Raw genomic sequence first — 26469 nt, 5'->3', positions numbered from 1 at the left:
GCACGGTTGCGATTGACTCCGGGCCACGAACATGCGCGTCATGGCGAAAACGAAAGGACACACGACCATGACGAACAAAAGCTACAAGGCCGAGCAGGAGTTCGACTTCCTAATCGGCCAACGCCTGATCCAGGCGAGGGAACTGCTCGATCTCGACCAGCACCAGGTCGCCTCCATGCTGGATATCACGACGGACCAGCTCGACGGCCACGAGACGGGGATGGACCCGATGACGGCGGGACGGATGGTGAGGCTCGCCGAGGCCCTTCGGATCAAGCCGGAGATGCTGGTGGCCGGGCTGATCCCACACGCGGGGGCCCATCCGAGCCGAACAAGCCGGGCCTTCCCGAACTCCTGACGGCCACCGAAGCGGCGAAGGTGCTCCGAGTCCACCGCAGCACGATCGACCGCGAACGCCAGAGCGGCCGCCTGGGCTGCCTCCGGATCGGCTCTCGGGTTTTCTTCACCGAGGCCATCCTGAACCGCTACCTCGAACAACAGCAGGAAACTCCGACATGTTCTACGAGCCCGTCTGGGAGTACCAGGGCCACAAGCTGGTCAAGCGACCGGACTCCAAGAGCCTCTACATCACCTGGTGCCGGCCGGGGTCACGCAAGTGGCATAGGCGGAGCACCAAGACGAACGACCTCGACCTGGCCAAGGAACGACTGGTCGAGTTCACCCGGGCCCGGATCTCGCTCGGGCCGACGCCACCCGAGCGGCTCGACCTGATCGGGCTGCTCACGTCCTACGTCAAACGCACGAACCGCGGCAAGCGTCGGGGGACCGCCGAAGCAACGGCCCTCAAGCACTGGACGGCCTTCCTCACGAGCCACGACATCGCCTCGGTGGCCGAGCTCACCCGTGCGGCCCAGGATCGCTACATCGAGTGGCGGCGACGCGACCTGCGGTCCCGGGGGTACGCGGCCTCCAACGGCACCCTGTCCCGCGAGCTCCGCGTGATGCGGGCCGCACTGAACGACGCCTGGCGGGAGGGGCTGCTCACCCATCCGCCGTACGTCCAATCCGTGATCGAGCCACCGCCGAGGCAGCACTTCCTCTTCCCGGGGCAGGTCGACCGCCTGATCGGGGCGTGCGAGAAGGACCACCTCTTGCGGTTCGTCATGGTCGCGTTGCACACGCTCCAGCGGCCCGGGGCGATCCTTACGCTGCACGCCAACCAGATCGACTTCGAGAGCAACAGGATCGATTTCCTCGCGACCGGCGGGCTCCAGACTCGCAAGCACCGGCCCGTGGTCCCGATCACGCGGACGCTGCGGCCCGTGCTGGAGGAGGCGATCGCTGACTCCTACACCGGGCACGTGATCGAATACCTCGGGCGGCCAGTAACACACGTCAGACGGTCATTCGCCGCGGCGTGCAAGGCGGCGGGGCTCGAGGACGTCAGCCCGTACACGCTCCGTCATACCGGTGCGACGCTCATGCTGGCCATCGGCGTGCCGATCCGCCAGGTCGCGGGCATGCTGGGGCACTCCGAGCAGCGGACCACCGAGTTCTATGGCAAGCACCACGTCGCTTTCCTCAAGGACGCGACGGACGCCCTCGACACGCTGTTCGGTCCCGATCGGGATGTACCCGCAGGGTGGGATGACCCGAAACACGATCACTGATGGGGCTTGCAGTCTGAGCGGCTACATTTTCGCCGCCCCACTCCTTCGCGTCCGAGGCACCGATCATCTCCAACGCTCATCCAGAACGAACCCCGGCACCATCGTGATCTGTCTTGCCGATGATCTGGTACGGGCAAGTGTGCTCGTATTGCCACACTACACCAACTGGCAACACCCGAACGAGGCTGGAAACGCACGTTCCCAGCGAGGTCGAATACCTGGAGACGTGATCGGCGTCGCGTCTCCGGGACACCCCTGCGCGCCAAACGCGCGCCAGAACACGATCGAAGGCTCTGTGGGCACCGCTGCGGGTAATCGCACGGAGTCCTTGCAATCCGTAGTGTTGCCGTGTATACCTAGCCGTTTCCAGCCGCCGTAGCTCAGTGGTAGAGCGCACCCTTGGTAAGGGGAGGAGCGGCGTGCATAGCTAGGTTTTGAGCCCTTTCTCTTGTCACCATGACGCCCAATTCCGCAGTATTCGGCATGCTTTGTGCGCCAATGCGCGCCAAGATCAGCTGGCATGCTCAGCGGTGTATCAATCTGCCAAATCTCGGGCACGATGGGATACCCCGAACACCACGCTATTGATTTCTACAAGAAGCACCACAATAGACTCCCTGGGCAAAGCCAGGACCAAGTTGGACGAGTTGTTCGCATCAACAAGCTCTCGGAAGTGCAGGGGCCTCGGCTCAAACCAAACGATACCACTCTGTTCTGAACATGGCCCAGCTTCGGCTGGTCCACACTGCTAACTAGGTCGCGCACAGTCCGATACGCAAGATATGATTCCCACCGCAGATTTTTCCAACAATCCTCTGATCAAGGACCATCAATGGGCGCCAATGACTTTGCTCACAAGCAGCTCGAACAGCTCAACACGCATCTGCGAACTGTACTCACCACGTATTTCACGTGGTATGCGTTCTTCTGGACGCTGAACGCTGGCCTGTTGGCAGTAGGCTATTTCGAGAAGAGTGATTCAGCCGGAATCACGGCTTTGCTCGCTGGCACTACCGTGCTCTTTGCTGTGCTTAGTGCTTTTGGTGTTGCCGTGACCATGTTTGTGTTTGACGATCTGTGCTAACATACCACTCGAATACAGAAGCTCTCAGATGCTCTCACGAAATCTCTCTCTGTCTCTGATGCCCTGTCTGCGCCAATCGCGGCTTCTGTTGCCAAAGAGACACATACAAGCGAAGCGTACAAAGGGGGATTAAAACTCTGCGGTGTGAGCCTGGGTCTTCTGTGCCTCCTGTGGTTCTTCCTCTTCGTGATTGTGCTGCGGTACTAATGTTTGCCGAGCGTCTGCGTTGCCAAAATCTCTCTACATCAAATGAGAAGTGGATTCGTCCTCCTCCGCGATGAGCCTGCGCTCGAGCAACGGGATATCGTGCAAATCTGGGTTGTCCTTGTGCAGCTCATCCACGATCTCACGAGCGATCGGAAGCACATCGCCCAGCACCGAAAGCAAATACTGAGCAAACTCCTCGCTGTAGGTGCGAGACGCCGAATAAATCGCATACGCAGCGTCGGCCGCATACCGCAACTCCGGGTGGCCGAGCACAATCTGCTCGATCGTCGTGACCCAAGCCGTCATCCGCTCTCCCAGTGATGCGGAACGTGTGTTCGCCTGGTTGACATAGCAGCGGACAGCGTGTTCTGCTGTAACACCAATCTCAACGGCAGCAAAGAACAATCCTCCGGAAAGCAACGTGAGCGTATCGTCGGGTTCGTCGGTGCCCTTCAAGCTCCTTGCGGATCCGGGGCAGCCCCAGAGAGCGTTCATCGCAAGCCGATCGGCATGCACCTCGGTGTCCTCTCCTTCAAGCGATGGAAACACCTCGCTCAGATGATGCCCGACCTCGTGCGCGATCGAGAATAGCATCGCAAGCGAACACCTCGACAACTGGACATCGATAACATCAACACGATTTCGCATGGAACTCGCACGCTGGAGCTGTGGTACCTCTGCAACGAATCTCTGTACACAGAGCGGGGTCAAGAGCTCATGGCAACCGAGTTCGGTCGCGAGGGCCCTCGCGAGGAGGGCATTCCATGACGGGATCGCATCTTCGGGCGAGAATGCTGGATCGGCGACTGATCGGACCACAACCACGTCTTCGGGCATCAAAGAGGGCGAGAACGCCATTAGTCCGTCGAGGGCGATGTGGAGGTGCTGGTCCCAGCCGAACGGGACAATCACGAATCGCACGCCATCCTCATTTCTGGCCTTCGGCGACGTGCTGCCGACTCCGCCCCAGAGGCGCGAATAGCGAGCCATCAAGTCGCTGAACGCTTCCGACTCACGATTCTCGGGCGGACACGCGTCCCAGAGCGTGGCCGCACAGTCGATGACATGCAACTGGTACAGAGACTCCGCCGCTGGATGGTAGAGGTCTGGGTGCGGTTCGATTATCCAGGAGTAGTCGAACGCTTGGGCAAAGTCCGTGTGAATCTCAGAGAGTGCCCGGCCCAAAGCATCGACGAGTCGCTGGAGCGACTCCGGGTCATGGATCTCGCGCTTGTAGAACTCGTTTGCGGCGTGGATCGCCAGCGAACGATCCGCATCCGGAGCGATACGTCGCCATACCGACAGCAAGTAGCTTGCCGTTGTTCGCTCGCTCAAGGCATGTAGGTCTCAGAGCAGAGGCGGATGACTCCGATCTTCGCGACCAAAACGGCGATCACTGCGACCTGGGTGCCAGGATACTGCTGGTGGAGGAGCACGCCGGCCAGCACGGTCGCTAGGTCAATCTCCTTGTCGAGGGCCGGATTATGAACGATCGCACGGATGCTCGGGTTCGCGCAGAAGATCGCTCGTAGCTCTTGCAGCCTTCGCACAAATGTCCGCTTGCCTGTGTCAACGGGATCTTCACCCGTCGCCGAAGCACCCTGCGTGAGGCCGTACAGGTGCCAGACGTCGTCAAGCGTCTCGGTATCCGCCAGCATCTGAGAGACGCTCTGGGCCGTCTCGTGATCGACCGCGGCCCGAAAGGTGTTCTCGCTGATCTCAGTCATTGGCAAGCCATCATACGTCGGCTTCAAAGGGCTGGACATCACGGACGATGTGTGTTCGTGTGGTTTCGCGTCTAACCACGGATCTCGGCCAGCCCGACGACGAAGCCTTTGCTCAACATGTCTATTTCCCTCGACCCTAAACCCGGCTCAAATGATCGGATGGCACGGAATTCAGGAGGCCGGACACAGCCACGACGCGTCATTGGGGAGAGGAACCTGCATGGGTATCAGGGATCAGGCGGGAAGGCACGGTCTCGGCGGCCACATCCGGTCAGTTACATGCCAGCCCCAATTCCGGCAGGAAACGCTCGACCGGCTCCCCCAGAGTGACCGCCAGCAGCACGAGCCGCTCGGCGGCGATGCGGCTCTGTCCAGATTCGTACCTGTGGATCGTCTGGCGGCTCACACCCACGCATTTGGCCAGTTGGGCACGTGTGATCCAGTGGGATTGCCTGACCTCTCGCAAGCGTCTACCGATCGTCTTGCGGACCTCATCCTCGAATGATGCGTGGTCGTAGATAGCGTCTTGCCGATCCGCCATGCGTCTGGTTTCCTCACTCCGGTGGCCGGACGCTTCAATCCCCATACTGAACGCGGGGCGCAGTGCCTTTAGACGAAACGTCCTGGACATAGCGACTGCCGCCCGGCCTCAACGGCGGGTTCAGTATGGGGATTGAAGCCCCCGAATGCTGAAGTGCATAGCACAACCAGCTACGCCGTGCCAAGCACAAAGTGCATCGCAACTCTCGAGCGATCTCTTCCTCCAAAGCCCCGCTTCGGAGAGACGCCTGCAGGATTTACTCTTCTCATGCGGAGAATCTCGTGGGACTCAGAGCACGGTCAGATTGCAGAGCCTTGGGTACGGATGCATGTGTTTCTCTCGGAATATGAAGAGAATCTGGCGGAACCCACTTGCTGCTGAGATGGCGACTTGGCCTTGATCGGGTGGCAGTCTTCGGTGATGATCTGGCGAACCGAATCTTGTTCTCCATCAACGCTTGAGACATCTCGACATGCTGCGGATGACCACCATCGTCTCCGCCGAGGGAGCGAAGTCGTACTTTCGTGAGGCTTTGTCCCGCGGCGAGTACTACGCCGACGAGAAGGTCCTCGACCAGGAGGTCGTGGGCGAATGGGGCGGCCTGGCCGCCGAGCGGTTTGGGCTCTCGGGCCTGGTCACCCGGGACGCCTTCGAGTCGCTCTGTGATAACCGCATCCCCCAAACGGGGGAGCCGCTCACGCCCCGCACCAAGGACCAGCGACGCGTCGGCTACGACCTCACATGGAGCGTTCCGAAGTCGGTGAGCCTCGCGATGGATCTCGGCGGCGACCGACGGATCGCCGAGGCCTTCCGCGAGTCGGTGCGGGAGACCATGCGGGAGCTGGAGGCGGACGCCGAGACGCGGGTGCGTCGCGGCGGCGCCGACCACAACCGCCCCACTTCCAACCTCCTCTGGGCCGAGTTCACCCACTTCACCGCACGACCGGTCGGTGGCATCCCCGACCCCCAGGCCCACGTGCACTGCGTGGTGTTCAACGCGACGTGGGATCAGGAGGAATCCCGCTGGAAGGCGGCCGACCTCGGGAGGATCAAGACCGACGCCCCGTACTTCCAGGCCGCCCAGCAGGCCCGTTTGAAGGAGAAGCTGGTTGGCCTTGGCTACGACGTCGAGCGTCGCGGCGGCGGCTGGGAAATCGCGGGGATCCCCGAGGCGGCCATCCGGGCCTTCAGCCGGCGGACCGACGAGATCGAGAAACTGGCCAAGGAGCGTGGCATCACCAACGCCGAGCAGAAGGCCGAGCTCGGGGCCCAGACGCGGCAGCACAAGCTGGCGGTCGCGTCGATGGAAGATCTCCGGCAAGCGTGGCGGGAACGATTGCCCGGTGAGATCCGGGAGCAACTGGAACACACGAGCGATACGGCGAAGGACCAACCAACCGATCGTGACCGACCAGTCGAACTCGACACCGCGTTCCGCTCAGCGACCGAGCACCTGCTTGCTCGCCAATCGACCGTCACCGAGCGGGCGTTGCTCGCGGCGACGATGGAGCGATCAACCGGCGGGATGACGCCCGAATCGGCCCGGGCCCACCTGGAGGCCCGCGTCGCCGAGGGCGAGGTGCTGCGTGGCAGCATCGATGGCACGGCGATGGTGACCACACCCCGAGTGCTCGAGGAAGAGCGGGCGATGCTGGAGACCGTCCGCGAGGGCCGGGGACGCTTCGATCCGCTCGCGAAGCATCACGAGTGCCAGGACACCGAGCTGAGCGAGGAACAACAACTCGCCGTGCGTCACGTCCTTGAGTCGACCGACGGCGTCGTCGCCATCCGCGGCCGGGCCGGCGTCGGCAAGACCCGGCTGATGCAAGAGGTCGTCTCGGCGATCGAGGCGCTCGGGCTGCGTGTCCAGCCGGCGGCCCCCACCGCCATGGCGACGCACGAGGTCCTGCGTGGCGACGGATTCGACACCGCCCAGACCGTCGCCAGCGTCCTGCAGAACACCGACCTGCAGCACCGCCTCAAGGGCCAGGTCGTCTGGGTCGATGAGGCGGGCCTCCTGAGCACGCCGGACATGGCGAAGCTGGTGAGGATGGCCGATCGCCTGGACGCACGGCTCCTGCTCACCGGGGACACCGCCCAGCACAGCAGCGTCGCCCGCGGCGACGCGATGAGGCTGCTGGAAGTCCATGGCGGAATTACACCGGCCGAGGTCAGGACCGTGCGTCGCCAGCAGCACGAGGCGTACCGCGAGGCGTGCTCACGGCTGAACGCCGGGGATCTCGAACGAGGATTCGCGGCTCTGAAAGACATGGGGGCCATCCGCGAGGTCGGCGACGACACTCGGGCCACCGAGCTCGCCGGCACCTACCTGGACACGGTCACCAGCGGCCGCACGGCCCTGGTGGTCTCCCCCACGCACGGCGAGGGACGGGCGGTCACCGATCAGATCCGCGAGCGTCTCCGGGACGAGAAGCTCATCGGGCAACGCGACTCCGTGATCGAGCAACTCCGCCCCCGGCAGCTCACCGAGGCCGAGAAGGCCGACGCGACCGTGTACCGGCCCGGCGACGTGGTGGAGTTCCACCAAAACATCCCTGGCGGGACGCGGCGATCGGATCGGGTGATGGTGACGGGCGTCTCCGCCCGGACGGTGACGGCGACACGGCAGCGTGATAGCCAGGAGATCACGCTGCCGCTGAAGCTCGCCAAGCGCTTCGAGGTGTACGAGAAGCGATCGCTGGGCATCACCAGGGGCGACCAGGTCAGGATCACGAAGAACGGCCGCACCCACGATGGCAAGCACCGCCTGAACAACGGGACCATCTACGGGGTCACCGGTCTGACAAGAGATGGCAAGATCAAGCTTACCAACGGCTGGACGCTGCCCAAGGGCTTCGGCCACATCGCCCACGGCTACTGCGTCACCAGCTTCGGCTCCCAGGGCCGGACCATCGACCACCTCATACTGGCCCAGTCCAGCGATTCGGCCGGGGCGGCGGACAAGAAGCAGTTCTACACGTCGGTGACCAGGGGCCGCAAGGCGGTCACCGTCTTCACCGATGATGCGAACCGACTGCTGAAGTCCGTCTCGCGTGATCGATCGCGTGTGAGTGCGACCGAGCTGGTCGGCGGCCCCCCACCCCCACTCACACCCCCACTGCCGGACCGACAGCTCTCGCACTCGCAGAACCAACAGCGATCCCTGGCCCTGTTCGCCAGCGTGCGGCGGGGCACGAAGATCCGGGCCGCGTTGAACGCACGGATTGAACGCGTCCGCAGCCGCCGCCGGGCACGCTCGCGTCAACGCCAGGGACCCGGTCAGGGACTGAGCCGTGGGCGATAGCCGTGACCTGATCGAGCGGTACGCGGGAGCATCATCCCGCGTCGCCGTCGAGGACGAGCAGCCGTCGTTCGACGCCGGCGAGCGGTACGCCGCCATGCTCGACTGCGTGCTGGCGGGCGGGGATCGGGCCGCGTTCCCGTACTCGATGCTCCTGAGGGCCATGTTCGATCCATCTAGTGGAATCGAATTGGTGTTCTCCGGAGCCGTTGTCACGATCAAGGGACGCAAGCTCGGTGAGCTGTACCGGGCCATCATCCAACACCGGGCGACGAGCGTCCAGGCGAAGGGTGAGCACGGGATGTTTGCGAGTGACTGCACGGTCGACGCGATCGAGATCGAGATCTTGGAAGGATGAAGGGCCGCCCGCAGCTGAACCGCGGGCGGCAAGGGACTCCTAGAACTCGTGCAGGAGCTTGAGTGCGAAGAGCATGTCGGATACACGCCGTGATGCTTGCTCCGGGTGCTCGTGATCTCGGTCGGCCTCGGGCACATCGGTCAGCACGACGTGGAATTCTTCCGTATCGGTCACGCGGTGGACGACGCACGTGAAGACGCCCGACCGAAGGACGAGCCATGGTGGCTCATGCCATGCTTCATGGCGGAGATCGTTGTCCCAGTTGATCGAGTACTCGTTCGGTATGACCGTCTTCGAGGGATCGATCAGCTCGAACTCTGCGTTCTCCAATAGACGCTGCTGCACCTCGTGATCCGAGAGGTCGAATCTGCCGGTGCCACGGCCAGCGAGTTCCAGAAGCACCGACACGCCATAGATCTCGGGCTGGCCGGGTTGCAAGGGCGTTGGGATGTAGTGCCACTCGGCGCAGTAGAACGGCAGAATCTCAACGGCGTCGGCCTCGCTCGAAACAAGCACGATCTCGGGGTACTTGGATACATTGCTGGTCATGGCTACCTCCCATCGCGTGCGTGTGGAAGCGAGACGTCGAGGAGTTCGAGCAAGTCCCAGTGGCTGAGCGATTCCTGGTGCTCTTCCCGCAGCGTCGTGCCCTCGTAGTGGGAGCACAGCTCGTCCTCGAAGATGTCGATCGAGTCGCCCTTGAGGTAGCACTCGAAGGCTTGATTGTCGTCGATCGCCTCGACCACATGGGTCTCTCGAGTGGTGCGGACCACGCTGACCTCCCAGGTCAGCAGGTCGTCGGGTGAAGGTCTGGTTCGGAGAGTCATATCGAAGTCCTTTCGTTGGTGTGTTGAACATGCTCGCCGCCACGGCACCGCCAACGAGCCGGGCGGGCAAGGGCCGCAGAGGGGCGCAGCCCCGGCGGGGCACGGCTCGACCCTTGACCGCACGGCGGGCGGTGCCAGGATTCGCGAGCGTTGGATCACACCGGCGTATGGACGCGAACGATCGCGTGCAGAACGCCACACGATCGCGTGTGACAACGAGGATCATCGCGTGCGCTGCCTCGACTCGATGGTCGCTCGTGCGATCGACGGGGCGGCGTTGCTCTCGATCGACGACCGATCACCGGGGCCGATGCCCTCGATGATCGAGCACGCCGCCCGCTGGATGCGGTCGAGCGAATCGGCCAGCGTCCGCGAGTCACCGCGATACAGGCGGATGTAGTCCGACGAGGATGTGCGGGTCTCGAGCCCGATCGCCCTTCCCACGACGTGTGCCACCGCCTCGGCTTCGGTCTCCCTTACCGTCTTGTCTGGGCGCTCCACGCCCTCGCCTTGGTGCAGGATCTCATGGGCCATCTCATGCACCAGCACGGAGAACCGCTCGGCCGGCGGCAGGCCACGCTTGATGCGGATCATGCCACCGCTGGAAGTTCCCTCGGCAGATCCAAGATCATCGGCGTACTCCAGCTCGATTCCCGCCTGGACAACAAAGGTCTCCAAACGATTGAGGTGTTCGCGTGGATCGCCGCTGACTCGCTCGGGCTCGGGCAACGGCTCCCCCTCGGTCTGGCTCATATCGAACACGTGCACCACGCGGAACCGCAGGATCCGCTCGGGATCGTCACCGTCGTCGGTTTCCTTCGCGTGCCCCGTCTTGCGAACGAGCATGGGTGCGAGGATCGCGATCCCCTTCTCGCCCTTCTTCACCTGACGGCCCAGCGTCTGCCAGGTGCGAAAGCCCGCGACACGGGTCGCGTCGGGTTTCTGGCTCAGGATGAGGAGGATGTTCCGGCTGCTGTAGGCGTGGAACCTCGCCATCGCGGCCAGGAACGCGTCGAGTTGCTCGGAGTTGCCAGCTTCGAGTGCGTTGGCCAGTTCATCCAACGCGTCCTTGGCAACCTGTTTGGTCCGCTCGGCCTTGCTGGGCGTCGCGGACGAAGCGAGACCGCCGGCCTGAGCCGGCGGTCCGCCAAGGGTTGGTCCCTCGGTCATCGGCTCGCGGTGCGTTGGGTCGCGGCGGCCCGAGCCACGTCCTGTTGCTCGGTACCCTCGCCAGAGTGGTCCGCGTGCTCACGGTCCTCGGTCTGGATCTCGTGGATCCGGGTGTTGGCCAGGTCGGCGACCTTGGCCAGCGTCAGCAGGTCGTCGCGGCCGTAGGACGTGCTCGACTGCCAGTCGCCCTTCTGATTGACGTAGCCACGCTCGAAGGTCACGTTGTACCGGCTTCGGCCTTGCGAGTCGGTGTTCCGCCAGATCGCGGCGCGGATGGCCCCGAGCCGGACGTGGTCGATGGGTGGGTTGGTTTCGTTGGTCATGGATCGATTCCTTTCGTTGGTGTTGAACATGAACCCCGGGAACCACCGCGTCGTTGGCGGGTCAAGCGATAGCCGCCCGGCTTAGCCGGGAAACCGGCTGCACAAGGCGAGCGAGCGCAGCTCGATAACGCCGCGGAAGCCGGCGGCCGCTTGCACCCGTCCAAGGGCGCGGTGGCAGGGTTCGGGTCAGTTCAACAGCAGCGAGAGGAAGAGTCCAGGGGGCGTTGCCAGAGCGACACAAACCACGGACGCGATCACGGCATGGATCGGCATCTGGGGAGCGGAACACCCATGATCAGACGATATGCACTGAATGAACGCTGGGCTCCTCGGCCCCACATAGCCAGGAGGGGCCCGGCCGTTCTCGTGCGCAATACGCAGCTTGGAGGTCAGATTCTTGTCCAATTCCTCACCCCACAGATGGATCAGGAAACGGGTACGAGCGCACTTGTTCGGTCCCTCACCCTACGTATAGACCAGGAAGCGGTTACGAGCGCAGTAGATTCGAATCCAGGGGATATCTGGATGGGCCTTTGAAGTTCTGCAAACGCGGCATGTGCTTTCGCAGCAAGTGCTTGCACATTCTGGACGGTTACTGTTGTTTGCTGATCTTGAGCCGCGCATTTGGAACTCACCTTGGAACTCAGGGCGAGGCGTAGTTACCCGCATGCGACAAGATCCGTTGAATCCTGGTATACCCGTCTTTTCACTTCAAAATCCAGGCTGGGGGTCGGATTTGAGCTCGAAATTCCGCTCTATCAAGATGGTTGTGAAACGGGTATGAGTGCCCCCTATTTAGGGGGTATCATTCTGCCGGTGATGGCACCCGAGGTGTGTTAGCCCTTTGGCCATCGCATCGGCGGCTAGGCTTCGGCCGGGCCGCCGTTTCTTGTTCCTTGAGTACCAATCCGCTGCCATCTACTTTGGGGCCTGATTACGCCTAGATGGTGTCGATATTTACGCGCACAAAGCTCATTTTCACACGGCGAGCGACCGAACGAACCCCTTGTTCGGAGCTATACATGTCACGCGCGGCACCATTCCAACCGGATCTCAAGTTTCCAACCGGCTCGGCCGTATGGCCCGATGGCTCGATCTCGTTCGAGCAAGCGGTCGCGGTCTGTGTGTCTATGACCCAGATCCCGCTGGTTCCTTCGCTTGGCATCACCAATGTCCTGGCGTCAACACTGAGCGAGTTGTCACCTCACGCGCCAAGTACGATCGCAGTAATCGGAACACTGACGGACGAAAATTCATGGTGCCCGATGTGCGCGGGCGCATCAAAGCCCGAGGGTGATAGTAATCCCGAGCGAATCGAGTTTGCTCGATCGACAGTCATCCCGCTGCGTGCCGCAGGTGCGATCCAAGCCGGAGGTACTGCTGCATATGCTCCGGCAGGATCTTCAACGGACAGGGCCAAATTCCTTGAGCTCATTGCGAGTACGGAGGGTTCATTCGAATCCTCGATGTCGATGGCGGTGGTGTCATCCGGGGCTGCTGGCCATGTGCTTGCGGTCTTATGGGACGGAGAAGCTAGTTCACTGACTCCATTGGCAATGTCCTATCTGCGATGCGTGATGTTCAAAGCGATCGGAGTCGTTGATGCCGCCTTCCCACTTGGAATCACAAACACATCTATGTTCACGACGAGAGAGCTGCGCACCATGCGGTTGTTGCTGATGGGCAAGACAGTGCCGCAAATTGCTCGTCATTTCGATTGCAGCAAGTACACTGTGCATGACCACGCGAAGAACATCTACCGCAAGCTCGGTGTCCATTCTCGGGGCGAAATGTTCTATCGAGTCGGGCTACTCGACACGGAGATGCTCATATAACAAGGCTGTCGCGATCAGCAGTTCGTTCACAACGTAGCATCATCCCCATACGCCAGGGACACGCCCACGATGGCAATGGTGATACCGCCGATCACGATGTCGGGCGACACCGTCGCGGTTCCAGAGGGATCGGTCAACGCGAAGTCTTCGTAGCACACGCGTACCCATTTGCCGGTGTTGCTGTCATACTCCCATTCGTAGTACGCTCCGGCCGCGCCGTACGGGATGGCTTGGAGGGATGTTGATCCCCAGCCGCCTGGCACGGGATGCGGCAGCCCCGTGCCATTTGATGTATCCCAGCCGTTTCCAGTGTCCACGCCGTACAGAAAAAAGACTTCCGAAGCCGCTAACGCGTACGCGGTCTGGAACGTCGCCGGGTCGTACTGCCCGCCGCCATTGGCCTGGGCGACCGCCCAGTCGTGGTGGGCCTTGAACGGTACATCCAGCCAGAGCGGTCCCTTGGTCAGGTTCGGGTCGAACGCGAGAATAAACTGGCGGAAGTTCTCCATCACCGTGTCCGAGTGCTCGGCCATTGCTTCGGGGTCGAGGACCCGGAGACAGAACGACAGACTGGCCTTATCGACTTGGGGGATCGGCATGGTACAACTCCGCGATGTTTGGGTTAGGGCACGATACTCTTGGCACAACGAAACCCGAGGCCGACGATGCGGTCGGACACGGGCTGTTCGGGGATTGAAATACTGGTCAATTCCGTGGACCGGCGGATCGGCATCTCCCAGGCGTAACCGCACGTCAGTCGCGCGGTGTAGTTGGGTTCCTCACCCCAGGGCGCGACAGACTCGGTCCACTCACGCACGTTCCCGTACATGAAGTGCAGCCCCTCTGGGGTCAGGTCGTCCCGGTGCGCCTCGGAAAGGGCGCCTCTGGTAGGTGCCGCAAACTGCAGGTAGTACGACTTCGCGAGGGGTGACGTCGCCAGCATGTAGCCCGCGGTTTCGGAACCACGAGCGTCAACAAATCGCACGCCGAGCCGTGGTGGTTCGGCTGCGGCTGCTCCGGCTGGGTAGGCGCGTCCGGCAGGCCCACGAGCCGCGTACATCCATTCGCTGGCCGTCGGCAGCCGCTTGCCCCTCCATTGCGCGTAGGCCTGCGCTTCGGCATAGGTAACACCAACAACAGGCAGCTCTCGCAAGGCCAGAGGGCATCGTGGCCCTTCCCACAGCGGGGGTGGTGCGACCGGCGTATCGGACGCCAGGACGAACGCTTCGTACTCGGCATTCGAGACCTCGTAGCGATCGATGAGGAACGGACCGAGCGGTTGGGTTGCTGACACCAGGCTCGCTTCGGCTGAGCCTGGTTGGAATGGGTTTGCGACCGGGTCGAAGCGAACCATGTCCTGCTCGACGTCGGCTGGGCGAGAGGCTCTGGCCGTCAACCGCTCCGTAGAATTGTGTTCGAGCAATAGCGTGAATTCTGCGGTTTCGCCTCCGGTCCCAATTACGATGATCCTGTAGAATCCTGGTTCGATTCGAAAGTTCCCATCGACCAGACGCCGCTCGGTATCAACAGCGCCCGATCGGCGATCAATCGCACTGATGTACACCCTGGCACCATCCGGGAGGTTGCCGATTCGAACCTGTGGCCGCGTGTCGGCAAGGTGCGATGCGAGCGATGCAGCACCACCCGCGGCGAGGACCACCGCTACGACTGCCGTTGCGACAGTTCGACGCCGACGAAAATGGCGTTTGGCTTTGTCGAGCAGCGGTTCGGAGCGGGCCAGAATTGGGACCCCGTTCAGCCAGCACCGCAGGTCGGCCCCAAGATGGGCGGCGCTCTGGTAGCGCTCTTCGGGATCCTTTTCGAGGGCCTTCTGGCAGATAACTTCGAGATCGTGCGGTGTTCCCGGAGCGAGCCGTCGCACCGGTGTCGGATTGGATCCGCGAATCGCATCGATCACAGCCTCGTGGTCCTTACCCTTGAATGGCAGGGTCAGTGCCAGAGCTTCATACAGCACGACCCCGAGCGAGAAGACGTCGCTGCGTCCATCGATCGTGGTGCCCTCGACCTGGATGTGCTCGGGGCTCATGTAGGACACGCTGCCGGCACCGAGCGGCGAAGCCAGCAACGGGCTGGCCGAGCTGCGAACGGCGATGCCGAAGTCGAGCAGCCTGGCTGAGCCCTCCGTGGCCTGCATGATGTTGGAGGGCTTGATGTCGCGGTGGACGATGCCCACGCCGTGGGCCTCGGCGATGGTCGCGAGCGTTCCGGCGACCTGTCGCCGCCACGATCGATCATCTTCGGGCTGGAGATCGGATTCCTTCTGGCTCTGGATGCGTCTATCGATGAGTTCCCGGAGCGTCTGACCTTCGACGTATTGGGACACGATGAAGTGCAGGCCCGCATCCCGGCCGAACCTGTACACAGGCACGATCGCGGGGTGCTTCAGGCGGGAGACGTGGACCGCTTCCTGTTGGAAGCCAGCGAGCAGCCTCGCCGACTTGGCCATGTTTGGGGCGAGGGTCTTGATCGCCACCTCGCGTTTGAGGACTGTGTCCTCCGCAAGGTACACGATGCTCATCCCTCCGCGACCGAGTTCTTTCGTGATCTTGAACTCATCGAGCTCGAAGGGCGGCTCAGGTTCGACGGCCTCGTGGTCTAAGTCGCTCTCGCGTTCCTGGAGGAAATCGATGGTTCCCTCGTCGTGCCGGGCGAGCAGGGCGTCGATGCGTCGTCGCAGCTCAGGGGATTGGCAAGCCCCGTCGAGGAAGGCCTCGCGATCGTCCCTGGGCAGAGCCAGGGCGGCCAGAAATATCCCGCGTTCGTCGTCGTGCTGTGCCATTTAGCGCTGTGAACTCCTCCGCCTTCAGATACACACGCCACCCCGCCGCGGGGTTTGGATGGTTGTGCGCGATGGATTCCCAAAATCAGGGGATTAGGAATCAAGCGAACCGTTCACCCGTTCTCCGAGCCAGGCCTTGGCATAGCTCCAGTGAGCCCGCACGGATGCAAGGGTGATCCCTAAATCTGAGGCTGTCTGTCGCATCGATCGGCCCGCAAAGTACCGCAGTCGCACGACTTGGGCCGCATCTGGGTCCACTTCGTGGAACTCACGGAGGAGGTCCGCGAGCTTGGCGAGCGTCAGGGTGGTGCGGTCGAAGTGGACGGTCTGGGACGATGGGAGGAGCTGTCCGGGAGTGGGCGTACGTTTCTTCGCCGTTGCGCGGCGGGCTTCCTCGACGACCACGTCGTGCATCGCGCGTCCGAAGATGAAGAAGAAGTGCCGCCGGTCCTCGGCGTTGAGCTTTTCGGTTGCCAGAAGCCGTTCGCAGGCCGCGTTGACGAGCGTGGCCGGGTTGAGATCAGCCCTCGCGGGTACGTCCAGAGTCAGCCGTCGCGCGATCTGCTGGAGTTCCTCGTAGACCCGATCGAAGAGATCGTCCATCGCGGCAACATCGCCACGCTTGGAGGCGTCCAGGAGGCGGGTGATGGTGCCAGAATGGATGAGCAAGTCCGTGGACATCCAGTTCGCAATACGCCCATGGCCGGCCTTGGGTTACGCCTTGGCTGGTCTTCAACATCACCCATAGATCGCATCATTCGTGCGGAACGCGACTACGGCAGATCCTCGTGTAGCGCGAGTTGCTCCTGAGCCCATGCTCGCCACTTCGTGTTCTCGCCCTCCAGGCTCAGCACACGGAGCCGATCGAGCGTCTCGTCGGTGGTGCGGCCAGCCCGGACCTCCAGTCGGGTCAGCGCCTGGACCGTCGGACGATGCCCGGGATGGACTTCCAGTGCTCGTCGATACTGGGTGATGGCGTCGTCGGTCCGGCCGGCCTTCTCAAGGGTCAACGCCAGGTTCATGCGGGGGTCGGGATGGCCGGGCATGAGCCGCCGGGCCCACTCGAACTCGTTGGCGGCCTCGTAGAGTTTGCCGCGTTCGAGCAAAAGGACACCCAGGTTGTTGTGGGACGGGCCGTGGTAGAGATCGGCGGCAAGAGCGTCACGGAAGAGTTCCTCGGCGGCCTCGGGATCGTCCTCCATTCGTTCCACCGCACGAGCGGCGAGTTGCTGGGCCCGTTCGGTGTTCCGTTGGATGGGGGGCTGCTCGACATACGGGCTCGGTGACGCGTTCTTGCAACCCACAAGCCCGGTGCCGAGCACCACAAGCAACAGAACCGTCCAGATCACTCGGTATGCGTTGCTCATGGCGAGCCCTCCACTGGTTCGGGGCGACGTTGGCGGGGTTGGTACGTGCGCACCATCAGCACCGTCGTGTCGTACGAGTTCCCTTCGGCTCGACTCGGCCTGTTCAATTCGACCCGGGTGACGGTCCAGTGCGGCCGATCGGCGTGCAGGCGAGCGAAGAACACGCCCAACTCTCCCGGTGTGATCGAGGCCAGCTCGAGCCTGAGCGTCTGGCGGCGCAGGCCCGCCTCGGCCAGGTCCACATCATTCTGCTCATCCAGGGACCGAAGCGCGTCTTCCGGTAGGCCCGAGGCCGCGATCGTGTCGGCGACCTCGGCCAGGGCGTTGGCCCGGCGTCCGGCGGCCGAGATGCGGTTGCGGCGGAGTTCGGCCCGCAGGGCTTCGAGCTCGGACGCTTGTTCTCCAACGCGCACGAATGTCGCTTCGGCCCGGTCGCGGACGGTCGTGGCCGCCCCCCATCCCACGAGGAACCACACCGCGATCCCGATGGATGCGAGGAGCACGAGCCCTGTTGTGATCCGTAGCTTGCCGGTTCTCATCGCGCACCCCGGGCTTTTCGTTGCAGCGCCAATTCGAGGCGCGTGACGTCGATGCCTCGGCGTGTTTCTGTTCTCACACGTGGCAACTCGGCCTGGAACCCCGTGAGTTCGGTCAGCACGCCGGCCAGTTCCAGCGCCCGCCTCCGGGTGGCCAGGTTGGCATGCAGGTTGACACGGCCCCCGGCGACCTCGATCGACTCGACCTGCATGGTGATGTCCCCGGGCCATTGCTCGAACAGGGCGGTCATGGTGTACCGGCCATCGACGGGGACGGTGATGCGGTCGGCGTCGGCGATCGCGGTCAAACGGCGGATCTCCCCGGTCAGGGCGAGCTGCGGGTCCATGCCCGGGGTCATGCTGGGCAGGGCCTGCTTGACCAACGCCGATGACGCCGCGTCGAAACCCTTCGCCTCGGCCACCATCGCCTCGCTCCGCCGGTGCGCGCCCCATGCGACCAGGCCCGCAAGGCCGACCGCGACCATCATTACCAAGACACGCCTGAGCCGGCGTTGCGCGACGATCTGGGATGGCAGGTGCCGGCCTCGGAGAAACTCGAACCGGGTGTTCTGTACGCTCGGGTCATGCTCCAGCACCGATGGGGGCAGCGTGGCCGGTTGGGCGCTCGCGGCACCCTGAGCAAGCCATGCCTGGGCGTGCTCGCGATCGATCGCGAGGACGATGAGCGAGTTCCCGGCTGGCTTCCACGCCAATGCCAGTTCGTCCAGCGGGCGGGGCAGCAGGCCCTCGGCCGCGTAGATCACCACTCGGTGGGTGAGTCGTCCCGGTGGACGCGGCAGGGTGGCGGTGTACAGCATCGTGGCCGGCACGCTCACATGGGATTGGGTCGGTTGTGCTGTTGGGGGAGCGGGGCTTGTGGCGGTATCGCTCATGGCGCTTCTTCCACGAGCGCAAGCCGCCGGGTGCGGCCAGCCAGTTCCAGCAGGACGGATCGGTCGGTGACCTCGCGGACGAGCACGCCGGCGACGCGATCCCCGGCGGCCGCGAGCACGAGTTCCTGCTCCCCCGGATCGTACAGAGCCACGTGCCACTCGTCCCCGTTCTGGACCATCGCGATGAGCGTGAGCGCGATGTTCGCCGGGGCAGGCGGTGGCGGAGGAGGTGGCGGAGTCGTCCTTGTCGGTTGCTCGGGTTGCGCGGTGGTAACCCTCGGCGCATGCCACAGCCCCTGGTCGAAGACGGAAGCGTCCAGCGGGATGCGCGGCGGGAGATCGGCGTGCGGCGCATCGGCCAGCAGCTGCGCCGTGGGTGTTCGTGGCGGTATCGGCCGCGTCGACCACCACCCTCCGGCGAGGAGGATGCCGATGCCACCCACCGCGATGATGGCCGTGCCGGTGCGCTCGCGGAGTGGGCGGCTCATTGCATGTCCCTCGGATGCGGCTCCCACAGGATTGGTGTGTGGCGTTGGAGCATCCAGTCGCCGCTGATCCTCGTCCACTGGGTCCACCACGAGCGGCGGGTGGCGCCCGAGGTGATGTCGACCCTTATACCCCACGCACTGCTCGTCGAGGTCAGCTCGACGCGTTGGCCGCGCTGGGGTTCGGAGTCGCCCAACTGGGGTACCCCGGAGCGTTCCCCGCTGGTCCGCTTCTGGATGAGCTGGTCGAGTCCGCCCCGCCCGGCCAACCGCATCGCCTGTGTCAGCAGCGGGATCGGCGTTGTGTTGACATTGAGCCGCGCTACAGGCTGGCTTCTGGTGCGACGGCCGGCGTGGACCAGAGCGCCAAGTGCGGGATCGGATGAGCCCGGTGTCGGGAAGACCAATCGCTCCCGGGAAACGCGGGGGATCGCGTCGAGGCCGCTCGGATGATCCGGCAGCGCGTCGATCCGCTGTCGGGCGTCCTCGGGGAGTGTCAGGCTCATGGGTGAGCCGGTGCGTGCCACATCGATCGGAAGCATGCCCCGCAGATCCCATGCCGTCAGGCGTACCCGAACCAGTGTCTGGTCGATGAGTATCGTGTCGTCGAGCAGGGCCACCCGTGGCTGCGCTGCTTCGGGTGGCAGTACGACCTGGGCGCTCTCTCGTCGCAACCAATCAAGGATGGGGAGCATCGACGCGTCCATGAGATCGTTGGCCAGGGCAGCGTCGTGGTGCGAGTTGTGCCGCTGCGCCGCAATCGACACGCGCGTGGCGGCCAGCGTGACCAGGGGAACAACCGCCACGACGAATGCCAGGACGAAGAGCAGGGCTGCCGCCCGCCGGGATGGCGCGGTCACGATCATCGCAGCACGTACTCCTGGTGGACGTGGGTCGCGCTCGATCCTGGATCGCGTGCGCGGAGCACGAATCGGACCGACAGCACGCGGCCATCCGCTTCCAGGGAGGCCGTGAAATCCTCGATGGCGTCGATGCGGATCGAACCGCCATCCTGCCCGATGACCAGGCCCCGGGGTTCCTGATGGTAGAAGCGTTCGGTCCGAGTGCCGTGCTCGCGGGTGACGATCGTGAGCGTCTTGCGTTCGATCGAGACCCGCCGGCGTGGCATCGACTCGTGCTCGGCCTGGAGTTCCCGGCCAATCTGCTCCAGGACGCGGCCGGCAATCAGATCATCCTGGGCCTGCTGGGCCATCCTGGGCACGCTCGATGCGAGCGGGAGCATGAAGGCCACGCCGCCCCCGAGTGCGAGCGTTGTCAACGCGAGCGCGAAGAGGATCTCGAGGAGCGTGAATCCACGGGTGGTCCTCATGGCTGGGCCTCGGGGAGCCGGATCCATCGTGCGGTCGTTTGGCCGTCGAACGAGAAGGCGAGCCACGCGCCGTGACCGCTGCGCTGGAGGAAGGTGATTTCGAGTCGGATTGGCTCGCCGGTCTCGTCGATGGCGATGGTGCCCGACCCATCCGCTGCAATCTTGATTGGATCGAAGCGGAACACGGCGGGGTTGCTCAGGACGCGGTCGGCCACGCGGGCGACTCCCGAAGGGGGTTGTGTAACCCCGAGGTCCGAGTTGGACCTGGTGATTCCAGCCATCGCGGTGGCGATGCCCGATGCGGCGATGGCCAAGAGGGCCGTCGCCATCACGACTTCGAGCAGTGTCATCGCGCGGCGGTTCATGGCGTGCCTTCCACGCGCTTCGCGATGCCGGTCGCGCCCTGGATCGTGATGGCAATCGAGCGCCCATCGCTCACGAACTCAACCTCATGATCGAGCGAGCGGCCCAGCCGGTCGATGTGGAGCCCATCGGGCATGCCCTTGATCGCAACCGACTCGGGCCAGGAACGGCTGACGGCAAGGGTGCCGTGGCCGTCGAGCACGTCCAACCGGGTACCGCGACGGACCATCATCGCGGGGCCGTTGGTCAGGGCGGTCAGGCGTGCCATGCCGTGCGCTTCGAGGAACGTCTGCTCGGCCCTTGGCAGCGGATCGCCGGCACCGCTGAGCATCGTGGCACCCAGGGCCATCGCGAGCGCCGCCAAAGCGCACGTAGCCAACATCTCGATGAGCGTGAAGCCCTTGGGCCGTGCGGCCGATCCGCTTATTGCCATCACCATCGCTCTACCCTTGCCCTTCGCGCAGATCGAGCGAGCTGAGGTCGGCGTCCTCGCCATTGCCACCGACGCGGCCGTCGGCACCCAGACTAATAATCTCGAACGGATGGCCGCTCGGACCGGGCACGACCAGTTGCATCATGGTGCCCCAGGGGTCGCGGGCCGCGTCCACGGGCAGGTAATGCCCGGCCGAGGGCTGGGCGTCGACCAGTTCCTGCAAACTCTCGGGCCAGCGCCCCGTTGAGACGTGGAAGAGCTCGACCTTGGCCTTGGCACCGGCGACTGAGGTGCGCGCGAGCTCGCGCTTGCCCTGGCCGAAGGCCGAGGTCAGGCCGACAGTGAGCGTCGCCGCCAGGATACCGAGCAAGACAACGACCGCCAGGACTTCGACGAGTGTCATGCCGTGCCTGGCAGGTTGACCTTGAGCATGTTCACGGATGCCTGTAGTTCTTCCGCCCATTACAACACCTCTCTCAGCTTGAGCAGCGGCAGCACCGCCGCGAGCACGACCACGCCGATCATCGCCGCCAGCATGATGATGGCCGCCGGCTCGATGAGCCCGGCCAGCCGATCAGTCAACCGCCGCGCCTTCCGCTCGGCACGATCGGCTAAGCGTTCGAGCAGGTCGGGAAGTTCACCGGCGCTCTCTCCCGCTTCGATCAGGCGGCGCATGTCGTCCTCGAACCAGTACGGATCGTCGAGTGTCTTAAAGAGCGGCTCGCCCGCTTCGACACGTTGGGCGGCGCGTTCGAGGCCGCGCTTCAGGCTGGCCGTCAGCGGTCCGCCGAAGGTCTGGGCCGTGGCGCGCAGGGCATCGGTGAGCGGCACGCCAAGGCGGGTCATGGACTGGAGTTCGCCAGAGAACCTTGCCAGGGCCATGCCTCGGATCGCCGAGGGCACCAAGCGACGCACCGGGCCGGGCCAGCCACGCTCGCTTGCCGAGACGGTGGTAACGAGCCAGCCAAGAACCACAACACCCGAGATGCCAACCGCGATCCCGATGGGCCACCAACGAGCGATCAGTTCGCCGAGCGTGATGATCGCGCTCGTCAACGCCGGGGGGCGAACGCCCGCCTGGTCGAGGATGCTCACGAGCTTGGGGAGCGGCCCGAGCGCGAGGAACACGACGACCGCCACGCCCGCGACCGACACGATCGCCGGATATGCCAATGCGGAAGCCAGCTTACCGGTCAGTTCACCGGCGCGGGTGTATCGGTCCGAGAGCGACCGCAGCGCGTGGGCCAACTCTCCTCGGGCTTGTCCGGTCCGGACCACGGCGACCTCGGTCGCGTCGAACCAGCCCGCGTGCTGCTCGAACGCATCGGCTAATGGTTCACCCGAGCGCACGGCGTCTTCGAGCTGGAGCAGCAGGCGTCTGAGGGCCGTTCGCCGCCCACGCGAGCCGGCGAGTGTTTGCAAGCCATCGGTCAGCGGCACGCCCGAAGCCAGAAGGGTGGCGAGTGCGTCGAGGAGCTCTGCTTTGGTCTCGCGCCGCCTGCCGCGGAGTGCTCCGTGGACGGAACCCGCGACCGATGCGGGGATAACAAAACCCTCGCCCGTGACGGGGCGGACATCGAGAACCGTCAGGCCCACACGCCGCAGGGATGCGCGCGCGGATACGGCCGAGTCGGCGGTCAATTCACCGCGCCGTGACGTTCCGCCGGTGGTCACCGCCCTGTAGCGCCACAGCGTCACGACACTGCCCCTTCTTTCTCAGTATCCAGCCCGCTATTTGGCCCAGGTACTGTATCAAAATCTTCATCACCCACCGATGCCACGCGCGCCACTTCGAGCGGTGTGGTGATCCCAGCTTCGATGAATCGACGCCCCTCGTCCTGGAGCGTGCGCATGCCGGCGGCCCTGGCCTCGCTTCGGAGAGCACTGGCGGTGATGCCCGCCGCGATGCGCTCGCGCAGGGTTTCGTTCACAACCAGCAACTCGAATAGTCCCACCCGACCCAGCAGGCCGCTGCCAAAGCACGCCTCGCAGCCCTTGCCATCGCACTCTTGATGCACGCGGCGCACTAAGCGCTGCGCGAGCGCCGCCGAGAGCGAGGCCGAGACGAGGTAGGGCTCGACGCCCAGGTCCACGAGCCTCGTCACCGCCGTAGACGCGTCCGAGGTATGCAGCGTCGAGAGCACCAAGTGCCCGGTGAGGCTGGCCTGGATGGCCACCTGCGCCGTTTCGAGATCGCGGATCTCGCCGACCATGACGATGTCGGGGTCTTGCCGCAAAATATGTCGCAGCCCGCTGGCAAAGGTGACGCCCTTCTTGGTGTTGATCTGGGCCTGGCTGATGGCCACGTGCGGGCCCGAGAGGTCGTACTCGATCGGATCCTCGATGGTCATGACGTTCAGGTCGCGGGCCGAACGCTTGGCGGTCCAGCTCAGCGTGCCGTACAGCGTGGTCGTCTTGCCGCTGCCCGTCGGACCGGTCGAGAGCACGATGCCGCTTGAGTGAGAGCACGCCGCCAGCCACCGGCGTTCGACATCCGGTGGCATGCCCAGGCCCGAGAAGTTCTCCAGGTCGAGCGCACCATCGGGTTCGAGCAGACGAACCACCACGCGCTCGCCGAAGGCCGTGGGCAGCGAACTCAATCGCAGGTCGATCGTGCGGGCGGATTCGCCCGTGCCGATGGTCACCGTGGCCCGCCCGTCTTGGGGCACGCGCCGCTCGGCCACGTCCATGCGGCCGATGACCTTCAACCGGCTCGCCACGGGCCCGCTCAGTTCGCCGGGCAGGGCCCGGACTTCGCGCAAGGCTCCATCGATGCGCATTCGGACAAGGACTCGATCTTCTAAGGGTTGCACGTGGACATCGCTCGCACCATGCGTCGCCGCGTGGAAGAGCATCCAGTCGACCATGCGGACCACCGGTGCCTTGCCCGACGTGGCCAGCAGATCGCGATCCGCCTCGGCGAGGGCCTGTTCGAGCTCGGCCTCAGGCCCTTCGATTACGATGGCGTCGTCGAGTTCATCATCGCTCGCTTCGGATCGATCGGCACTGGCGTACGCCGTATCGATGGCCTGGGCGATCGACTCCGCGTCGCCGGGTTTGAGGCTGGCGGTTTCACCGAGGCGGACTTGGACGTTGTGCAGCACGCAGGCGGGCGTGTCCGGCCCGTGGCGAACCACGAGGCCCTGGACATCGGGCTGCTCGAGAACGCGCTCGCCAAGCACCAGATGCTCACGCGCATAGTCGCGCGGGATCAGCTCCACGAACTGCTCGCACACCGTTCGAGTGATGGTGGTCATCGGATCACCTGCGGCTCAACGACCGGCCACCCGTCATCGAGTTCGAGTTCCTGGAGCATGCCCGCGCTGACGTGCTTGAGGAACGCGAACCCATCGCCACGAGAGATCGTCGGGCGGATGAACACGTAGAACTTCGTGCTGCCGGCCGAGCGCGAGCGGTTCTTGAAGAGCTCGCCGAGCCACGGGATACTGCCCAAGAGCGGTATGCGACTCTCGGCCTCTCCCGTCGTGAGTGTTTCAAGACCGCCCAGCACGATGGCGTGGCCATCGGGGATCGTGGCTATGGATGTGATGCTGCTCTCCTGGCGGGGCGGCGGCACCGCCGGGCTGGCCGACTCACCCACAAATTGGCTCAGGCTGACGGCGTATTCGAGCAACAGGTGGTCGCCCTCGGAGATCCGGGGCGTGACGGTGATCTGCGTGCCCGCCGAGGCCGAGCCTCCAAAACTGGTAGTCGCCACGGTGTCGCTCGCGTTGGTCGAGACGAAGGGTTCTTCCCGAACCGCGTCCAGGGTCGCGGTGGCGGCGTTGTCGACCAGGACCCGGGGTAGGCTCAGCGAACGCCCCTCGTTGACCGTTTCGAGCGCGCGGACCACCACAGCGAAATCACCGGGGTCGAGCACCACACCCGTGAAGCCCGCGCCATCCCCGGCGGACCGCCCGCCGTCACTCGAACTCGACGACAAGCCAAACAGCGACGCGAGGCGGATGCGGATGTCGCCGGAGATCTCGATCTTCTCCAACTCGACGCCCAGGTCGAACGTCTCGCTCTCGGTGAGGCTGACGAGCGTCACGTCGAGCATGACCTGGGGCTGACGCAGGTCGAGCTCATGGACCAGGGCGGCGACCTTGTCGAGCACGCCTGGTGGGCCGATCGCCAGGATGCGGCTGGTCGCCGTATCGGCCACGAGCGAGACGATCATGCCATCGATCTGGATGGTGTCGTTCCCACCACCAACCGGCGCGCTGGCTTGTCGTGCCCGTTCGGCGGCGGTGGGGGTGGTCAGGGTCGTGGGGGCGAGTTGTTGACGTGTTGAGGTCGTGTCGCGTGATGCATCGGGCATGCCCGCCGCTCCGGCCCCCAGCAGCCTGGTCACTAATGAAACTATCTCCTCGACCGGCCGATGCCGCACGAGAATAGTCCGCGTCGAGAGCCGGGCGGCCGACGTCTCGGCATCCAATCGCTCGACGATGGCCGCGATGGATTCGTGCTGCGACGCAGTAGCCTCTACCAGCAGCGTCCCCGTGAGTTCGTCGGGCACGACGCGTAGCTCCTTTCCCAGCAAACGCTGGACGGCCTTGCCGACCTCGGCCGGCGAGAAGAGCTGGGGCTCGTAGGACCGAAGCTCGGTCGTGCGCACGTCCAGGGTCTGGAGCAATCCAGCCACACGAGCGACATGCTCGCGGAGATCCGCGATGACCATCTGGTCGCTCTGGCCCAAGCGTGTGACTAGGCCTCCGCTGCTGAGCAGCGGTTCGAGAGACTCGCCGAGCGTGTCGTGGTCCACGTGCTGGATTGTGTAGAGAATGGCGACGTATCCGGCATAATCATCGCCCGGGCTCGTGATCTCAAGGCGTTGACCAGACGGTTCCTCCACGAGCGACCATCGTTCTGTGGGGCGGGCTCGCTTGGCCGCTTCACGAAGTTGTACCACGGCCAAGCCGCCCGATTCGGAGCCGCCGCCGATAGCAACAGTCGTGAGGTCCTGCTGGACCAACAGCTCGTTGGTGAGCTTCCAGAGCCCTTCATCGTCGAGGTTGTGGCTCCCGCGCACCATGAACGAACCGGCGAGTTGCCGGGGCTCGTACAGGATGCTCAACCCGATCCGCTCGGCCGAGAGGTCGACCAAGCGAGCGAGCTCGACTTCCGCTGGCAGGACGATCTGGTCTTGGGCTCTGGCGGGAGCCAGAATCACCAAGTACATGCAGGCCAGCCATAGCAGGAGCAGGGCCAACCGTTTCGGATTCGCGCACAATCGCTCACCGCGCATGGCGGGCCTC

General features: G+C 64.2%; 28 protein-coding genes. 6 read left to right on the top strand and 22 right to left on the bottom strand.

Annotated features, from left to right (window positions below; all coding sequences use genetic code 11):
• Nucleotides 1-67 precede the first annotated feature (67 nt).
• From NCW75_04150 to NCW75_04140, 3 genes are all read left to right on the top strand, one after another.
• The gene (locus tag NCW75_04150) at nucleotides 68-358 is read left to right on the top strand and encodes a helix-turn-helix domain-containing protein (GenBank protein ID UYV13481.1); all 291 of its coding nucleotides are present in this window, start codon (nucleotides 68-70) and stop codon (nucleotides 356-358) included.
• Nucleotides 359-515: 157 nt separating this feature from the next.
• Nucleotides 516-1631, top strand: coding sequence for a tyrosine-type recombinase/integrase (locus tag NCW75_04145; GenBank protein UYV13480.1), 1116 nt, complete (start codon nucleotides 516-518; stop codon nucleotides 1629-1631).
• 832 nt (nucleotides 1632-2463) lie between these two features.
• Nucleotides 2464-2715, top strand: a complete 252-nt coding sequence (locus NCW75_04140) for a hypothetical protein (protein UYV13479.1) — start codon at nucleotides 2464-2466, stop codon at nucleotides 2713-2715.
• A 240-nt stretch (nucleotides 2716-2955) separates the two neighbouring features.
• On the opposite strand, the gene NCW75_04135 is transcribed toward NCW75_04140, so the two are convergent.
• The 3 genes from NCW75_04135 to NCW75_04125 all read right to left on the bottom strand — a co-directional run bounded on the left by NCW75_04135 (nucleotide 2956) and on the right by NCW75_04125 (nucleotide 5190).
• On the bottom strand, nucleotides 2956-4257 hold the full coding sequence (locus tag NCW75_04135; GenBank protein UYV13478.1) for a hypothetical protein: 1302 nt from the start codon (nucleotides 4255-4257) through the stop codon (nucleotides 2956-2958).
• A complete protein-coding gene (locus NCW75_04130; GenBank protein UYV13477.1) occupies nucleotides 4254-4649 on the bottom strand; it encodes a hypothetical protein in 396 nt (131 codons plus the stop codon). The genes NCW75_04135 and NCW75_04130 overlap by 4 nt, the downstream gene beginning before the upstream one ends.
• A gap of 271 nt (nucleotides 4650-4920) precedes the next feature.
• The gene (locus NCW75_04125) at nucleotides 4921-5190 is read right to left on the bottom strand and encodes a helix-turn-helix domain-containing protein (GenBank protein ID UYV13476.1); all 270 of its coding nucleotides are present in this window, start codon (nucleotides 5188-5190) and stop codon (nucleotides 4921-4923) included.
• Nucleotides 5191-5662: 472 nt separating this feature from the next.
• Between NCW75_04125 and NCW75_04120 the strand changes: the two genes are divergently transcribed.
• Complete coding sequence (locus NCW75_04120; protein ID UYV13475.1) at nucleotides 5663-8494, top strand: relaxase domain-containing protein; 2832 nt, start codon at nucleotides 5663-5665, stop codon at nucleotides 8492-8494.
• The gene (locus tag NCW75_04115) at nucleotides 8484-8849 is read left to right on the top strand and encodes a hypothetical protein (protein UYV13474.1); all 366 of its coding nucleotides are present in this window, start codon (nucleotides 8484-8486) and stop codon (nucleotides 8847-8849) included. Before NCW75_04120 ends, NCW75_04115 begins: the two co-directional genes overlap by 11 nt.
• A 39-nt stretch (nucleotides 8850-8888) precedes the next feature.
• On the opposite strand, the gene NCW75_04110 is transcribed toward NCW75_04115, so the two are convergent.
• From NCW75_04110 to NCW75_04095, 4 genes are all read right to left on the bottom strand, one after another.
• Complete coding sequence (locus NCW75_04110) at nucleotides 8889-9398, bottom strand: hypothetical protein (protein UYV13473.1); 510 nt, start codon at nucleotides 9396-9398, stop codon at nucleotides 8889-8891.
• Nucleotides 9399-9400: 2 nt separating this feature from the next.
• Nucleotides 9401-9676: a hypothetical protein gene (locus tag NCW75_04105; GenBank protein UYV13472.1), complete on the bottom strand. Its 276-nt coding sequence runs from the start codon at nucleotides 9674-9676 to the stop codon at nucleotides 9401-9403.
• A 222-nt stretch (nucleotides 9677-9898) separates the two neighbouring features.
• On the bottom strand, nucleotides 9899-10846 hold the full coding sequence (locus NCW75_04100; protein ID UYV13471.1) for an ArdC-like ssDNA-binding domain-containing protein: 948 nt from the start codon (nucleotides 10844-10846) through the stop codon (nucleotides 9899-9901).
• A complete protein-coding gene (locus NCW75_04095) occupies nucleotides 10843-11169 on the bottom strand; it encodes a hypothetical protein (protein ID UYV13470.1) in 327 nt (108 codons plus the stop codon). The genes NCW75_04100 and NCW75_04095 overlap by 4 nt, the downstream gene beginning before the upstream one ends.
• A gap of 1022 nt (nucleotides 11170-12191) precedes the next feature.
• On the opposite strand from NCW75_04095, the gene NCW75_04090 reads away from it, so the two are divergent.
• Nucleotides 12192-13004 (top strand): helix-turn-helix transcriptional regulator, encoded by an 813-nt coding sequence (locus tag NCW75_04090; GenBank protein UYV13469.1) that lies wholly within the window; start codon nucleotides 12192-12194, stop codon nucleotides 13002-13004.
• Between the two features lie 26 nt (nucleotides 13005-13030).
• On the opposite strand, the gene NCW75_04085 is transcribed toward NCW75_04090, so the two are convergent.
• The 15 genes from NCW75_04085 to NCW75_04015 form a co-directional block, all read right to left on the bottom strand.
• On the bottom strand, nucleotides 13031-13603 hold the full coding sequence (locus NCW75_04085; GenBank protein ID UYV13468.1) for a hypothetical protein: 573 nt from the start codon (nucleotides 13601-13603) through the stop codon (nucleotides 13031-13033).
• Nucleotides 13604-13626: 23 nt separating this feature from the next.
• The gene (locus NCW75_04080) at nucleotides 13627-15804 is read right to left on the bottom strand and encodes a bifunctional serine/threonine-protein kinase/formylglycine-generating enzyme family protein (GenBank protein ID UYV13467.1); all 2178 of its coding nucleotides are present in this window, start codon (nucleotides 15802-15804) and stop codon (nucleotides 13627-13629) included.
• Nucleotides 15805-15897: 93 nt separating this feature from the next.
• Nucleotides 15898-16485, bottom strand: a complete 588-nt coding sequence (locus tag NCW75_04075; protein UYV13466.1) for an ECF-type sigma factor — start codon at nucleotides 16483-16485, stop codon at nucleotides 15898-15900.
• Nucleotides 16486-16577: 92 nt separating this feature from the next.
• Nucleotides 16578-17171: a tetratricopeptide repeat protein gene (locus NCW75_04070; protein ID UYV13465.1), complete on the bottom strand. Its 594-nt coding sequence runs from the start codon at nucleotides 17169-17171 to the stop codon at nucleotides 16578-16580.
• Nucleotides 17168-17710 (bottom strand): hypothetical protein, encoded by a 543-nt coding sequence (locus NCW75_04065; protein UYV13464.1) that lies wholly within the window; start codon nucleotides 17708-17710, stop codon nucleotides 17168-17170. The genes NCW75_04070 and NCW75_04065 overlap by 4 nt, the downstream gene beginning before the upstream one ends.
• The gene (locus tag NCW75_04060) at nucleotides 17707-18537 is read right to left on the bottom strand and encodes a hypothetical protein (GenBank protein UYV13463.1); all 831 of its coding nucleotides are present in this window, start codon (nucleotides 18535-18537) and stop codon (nucleotides 17707-17709) included. Before NCW75_04060 ends, NCW75_04065 begins: the two co-directional genes overlap by 4 nt.
• A gap of 59 nt (nucleotides 18538-18596) precedes the next feature.
• Nucleotides 18597-19088 carry a hypothetical protein gene (locus NCW75_04055; protein UYV13462.1) on the bottom strand — a complete coding sequence of 164 codons (492 nt, stop codon included), beginning with the start codon at nucleotides 19086-19088 and terminating at the stop codon, nucleotides 18597-18599.
• Nucleotides 19085-19951 (bottom strand): hypothetical protein, encoded by an 867-nt coding sequence (locus NCW75_04050; protein ID UYV13461.1) that lies wholly within the window; start codon nucleotides 19949-19951, stop codon nucleotides 19085-19087. The genes NCW75_04055 and NCW75_04050 overlap by 4 nt, the downstream gene beginning before the upstream one ends.
• Nucleotides 19948-20415, bottom strand: coding sequence for a type II secretion system GspH family protein (locus NCW75_04045; GenBank protein UYV13460.1), 468 nt, complete (start codon nucleotides 20413-20415; stop codon nucleotides 19948-19950). The genes NCW75_04050 and NCW75_04045 overlap by 4 nt, the downstream gene beginning before the upstream one ends.
• A complete protein-coding gene (locus tag NCW75_04040) occupies nucleotides 20412-20780 on the bottom strand; it encodes a prepilin-type N-terminal cleavage/methylation domain-containing protein (protein ID UYV13459.1) in 369 nt (122 codons plus the stop codon). The genes NCW75_04045 and NCW75_04040 overlap by 4 nt, the downstream gene beginning before the upstream one ends.
• Nucleotides 20777-21217 (bottom strand): prepilin-type N-terminal cleavage/methylation domain-containing protein, encoded by a 441-nt coding sequence (locus tag NCW75_04035; GenBank protein UYV13458.1) that lies wholly within the window; start codon nucleotides 21215-21217, stop codon nucleotides 20777-20779. The genes NCW75_04040 and NCW75_04035 overlap by 4 nt, the downstream gene beginning before the upstream one ends.
• Nucleotides 21218-21221: 4 nt before the next feature.
• Entirely contained in the window at nucleotides 21222-21614 is a 393-nt protein-coding gene (locus NCW75_04030; GenBank protein ID UYV13457.1) for a type II secretion system protein GspG, read from the bottom strand.
• 59 nt (nucleotides 21615-21673) lie between these two features.
• Complete coding sequence (locus NCW75_04025; GenBank protein ID UYV13456.1) at nucleotides 21674-22909, bottom strand: type II secretion system F family protein; 1236 nt, start codon at nucleotides 22907-22909, stop codon at nucleotides 21674-21676.
• Entirely contained in the window at nucleotides 22906-24468 is a 1563-nt protein-coding gene (gene tadA, locus NCW75_04020; GenBank protein ID UYV13455.1) for a Flp pilus assembly complex ATPase component TadA, read from the bottom strand. Before tadA ends, NCW75_04025 begins: the two co-directional genes overlap by 4 nt.
• On the bottom strand, nucleotides 24465-26459 hold the full coding sequence (locus NCW75_04015; GenBank protein UYV13454.1) for a hypothetical protein: 1995 nt from the start codon (nucleotides 26457-26459) through the stop codon (nucleotides 24465-24467). The genes tadA and NCW75_04015 overlap by 4 nt, the downstream gene beginning before the upstream one ends.
• Nucleotides 26460-26469 lie beyond the last annotated feature (10 nt).

This window comes from Phycisphaera sp. (genome assembly GCA_025916675.1).
Classification (GTDB): Bacteria; Planctomycetota; Phycisphaerae; order Phycisphaerales; family UBA1924; genus JAHCJI01.
This window is presented reverse-complemented; position numbering and strand designations above follow the sequence as displayed.